The 3,223-nt window shown below is 47.9% G+C and carries 5 protein-coding genes; 4 read left to right on the top strand and 1 reads right to left on the bottom strand.

What is annotated here, in order from left to right:
* On the top strand, positions 1–450 hold a 450-nt coding region (locus AC6I5A_RS07875), incomplete at its 5' end, for a ZIP family metal transporter (protein WP_034614103.1).
* Positions 451–742: 292 nt separating this feature from the next.
* On the opposite strand, the gene AC6I5A_RS07870 is transcribed toward AC6I5A_RS07875, so the two are convergent.
* On the bottom strand, positions 743–1,435 hold the full coding sequence (locus AC6I5A_RS07870) for a GDSL-type esterase/lipase family protein (RefSeq protein ID WP_034614101.1): 693 nt from the start codon (positions 1,433–1,435) through the stop codon (positions 743–745).
* 159 nt (positions 1,436–1,594) lie between these two features.
* Between AC6I5A_RS07870 and AC6I5A_RS07865 the strand changes: the two genes are divergently transcribed.
* The 3 genes from AC6I5A_RS07865 to AC6I5A_RS07855 all read left to right on the top strand — a co-directional run bounded on the left by AC6I5A_RS07865 (position 1,595) and on the right by AC6I5A_RS07855 (position 3,166).
* Positions 1,595–2,083, top strand: a complete 489-nt coding sequence (locus AC6I5A_RS07865) for a YlbF/YmcA family competence regulator (RefSeq protein WP_034614099.1) — start codon at positions 1,595–1,597, stop codon at positions 2,081–2,083.
* A gap of 170 nt (positions 2,084–2,253) precedes the next feature.
* Positions 2,254–2,880, top strand: coding sequence for a hypothetical protein (locus AC6I5A_RS07860; RefSeq protein WP_034614097.1), 627 nt, complete (start codon positions 2,254–2,256; stop codon positions 2,878–2,880).
* Positions 2,855–3,166, top strand: a complete 312-nt coding sequence (locus AC6I5A_RS07855; RefSeq protein WP_497900594.1) for a hypothetical protein — start codon at positions 2,855–2,857, stop codon at positions 3,164–3,166. Before AC6I5A_RS07860 ends, AC6I5A_RS07855 begins: the two co-directional genes overlap by 26 nt.
* The last annotated feature ends 57 nt before the right edge of the window (positions 3,167–3,223 follow it).

Raw genomic sequence — 3,223 nt, 5'->3', positions numbered from 1 at the left:
CCCCTGTCCCGGCGTCAACGTCTAAAAAGGACCGGTCTTCTCGTTGCAACTGGGATAGCTTTACATGATCTCCCTGAAGGCATGGCTATCGCCGTCAGCCAAGAAGCTGCCCCCGGCCTTGGCCTTCTTATTGCCTTTGCCATCACATTACACAATCTTCCAGAAGGGATGGCGACCACAGCGCCCTTAAGAATGGCTGGAATCCGTTGGTGGAAAATTCTTCTACTGAACATCGGGATCGCCTTTTTCACTCCACTTGGTGCCTTGGCTGGAATCTTCGCCCTTGAAGGTGTTCAGAATTCCCTGGCCTTCTTTCTTGCCCTCGCCGCAGGTGCAATGAGTTTTCTTATCTTCGCGGAGCTCTGGCCCCTCTCTCGTGAACGACATCCTCGTTATGCCCTACTCGGCGGAACTATCGGATTTATCTTTTTTACGTTAATTGGCCTGTGAGTCAGTGTCTTAGCACGGTCGCACACGTTCCATCGCTATTCGCTTGTCGCTGAGGCTAAAACGCATAACCTCTGGGCTTCTCTGAATGTGCGACCAATGCGTTTCTTCAAGCCTCATCGACTTCACTCATTAACGCGATTCCTCTCTCCGTGCTCTCTAAGCTAAGAAACTTCCTCCGGCTTGGGTCGACGGGGCGCGAGATGCAAGAAATGCAAGTCGAGAACTGTCCCGACTTGCACGCTAATCCGCCTTTTCCGAAGCGCGGGAAACAGGCCGTATCTCGCGGACCCTCTTACTTGAGGACGCTTGCTGCATAATCTCCCATCGTCACGTACCCTTTGGCATTCGGATACTTTCCATCTGAGGATAAACCGCTTAAGAATTTCCCGTCTGCGTCAAACAACACAGTCGCAAAGTCCAATGTCATGATATTTTGCGTCGAAGCGTAATTCATCTCCCATTCGCGAGTGTCTTTAATGGCTTGTCGAAACCCCGGATACTCAAGGGGCAAAGCTAAAATTGGAATAATCCGGTTGGCTTTTGCCTTCTCCACCATTGCTTGAATATTTGTTTGAACCTCATCCAGGGGTACCCCCTGAAGCGCATCGCCAATCCCGGCAAAAATAATCACACGGCCCGGTTGCTCGGCCACTACATCCGTATCGAAACGATCGAGCAGATCTTTCGCCGTCTGATATCCTTTTCCTTTATTGATCACCGGAACCTGCAGAATATCCGCCGTGCGCTTAGGCCAGGAATGTGCCGCGTCAAGCGGATATCCTAAAGTAAACGAGTCACCCAAAGCGACAATCTTTGAATTGCTCAAGGTTTGAGCGGATTTCGATTCTAATCCCTGGATAGTTGTCCCTCCCACTGGTTCTTTGCCACCCTGTCCCCATAATCCAAAAAAACCAGCGATCAGCACGATAAAAGCAAGCCCTGCAGCGGCTTGAATCAAGCGTATTTCCAATCGAAATGTACGCATAAACATTCCCCCTTTCTATACAGAAGGGATTCTACGCAATTCTCAACTTTCCTTCTCCTTCTCAACTGTAATCTTATTTTCATCTCTCCGAAGGAACCCATCGTACACCAGTACGCCTTTCAACGCATATTTTGTATAAGGAAAAAAGGAGGTGCCCCTATGAGTTACATTGACAAGGCCCGCGAATTGGGTGAAGCCCTGTCTCAAACCCCCGAAATTCAAGGTTTAAAAGCTGCAGAAGCTTCCATTATGACTGATCCTCTAAGCCGAGAAGCCTTTATCCAGTACCAAGAAAAAGAGCGCGGGTTGGTAACCACTCAAATGATCAGTAAAGTTGTTCCTGAAAAAGAATCTCTAGCGCTACTTGATCTTAAGATCCGTCTTATAAATAAACATCCCCTGATCAAAGCATACTTTATTCAACAGCAAAAATTTGAAAAACTTATGGCCATGGTCAACCTAACCCTAACTACCGCAATGAATGGCATGCCCTCGGCCAATGATCTCCCCATACCGGAAGAGTTAAAAGGCATGGCCCAGCAAATTCTTGACAGAATCGGCGGCGGAGACTCTATGGAGAAGATGCAAATTTCGCCGGAAATGTTAAAAGGCCTTAAACTCCCGCTTGGATTTACTCAAAAACAATAAAGAGGAAGTGTTATTGAAAAGTGCAAGTCGGCGGTTATCAGGGACCTAAATTCGTTAACGATATTACACATCCCGTGACGTTCATCGCGCTCCTGATCGTGGTCATCTTAGGGGTATGGGTAACGATTCACACTTGGTTTTGATAAGATCTTTGAGAAAGGAGAAACGTTGTGATCAACCAATATTACTGTTCACCCCAGTTGCCGGCGACTCCTTTCTCTTTTTCTATCTTAGTGACCAGCCCTATCCGGCGCGACTTGCAGTTTAGCCCTGTCAGTGCGATGATCTTACCTTTGGCATCCATCAAACTCCACTTTGCCTCAATGATTATAGTTGGCTTGGATATGCTCATGTCGTTTCTTTTTAAACGAGATTTGGTTCATCCTCCAAACCTATCCCGCACGATTTCAATTCATTATCCCGAGACCCTGACCTTGGGACAACTAAACCAGCTTGTGCATGCAACCATCAAAGGGCAAGTCCCTATGCCTTCAACCGTTCCATCCGTTTCACCTGTTCCAGGGCAAGGCTCTGGCCCCGTCGGTGGGGACGAACCACTTTTCCCCGATAATTTAAGTGTCTCCCTATTTGTTTCAACTTCGTTCGCTTCTTTTGACGGAAGCCCGGATACTTCGTTTACCGTCCCATTATTTGAAGTTCCGGGAGCACCCGGCAACCTACTTATCGCCCTTGGTTTAATCATTGCCCAATTCCTTATTGAACGAGCCGGAATAGGAACTCCAAATGGTACAGGAAATGGAGGAAACACCCATGCCTTTGCTAACTCGATCCAGTAATCCCATCTTTCCTGCAGTTTTTCCGCAGAGCTCCCCATCCCCACCGCGTGGATGTTCGGAGCCCAAGGCAGCAGATACTTGGGATTATGGATTTAAAAGCCTCGTTCCTCTTCTACGGTCCCCGCCCTTGGGGGCGGGTATTTTGGCGATGACCTTGTTCTTCTTTATTGCCTTTTTCTCTAATGTACTTTTAGCACAAATAAACCTGGCGACACTTGGCATCACTGTGACCCTTGGGACGCTTGGTATACTTGCGCTGATTTTACTCATCCTGTTTCTTTTCTAAATGCGACGACCGTGGATGGTCAAGTGTCCCTGTTGCCATGACTCAAACAGGACGTTT

The organism is Desulfosporosinus sp. Tol-M2 (assembly GCF_059735615.1).
This window is presented reverse-complemented; position numbering and strand designations above follow the sequence as displayed.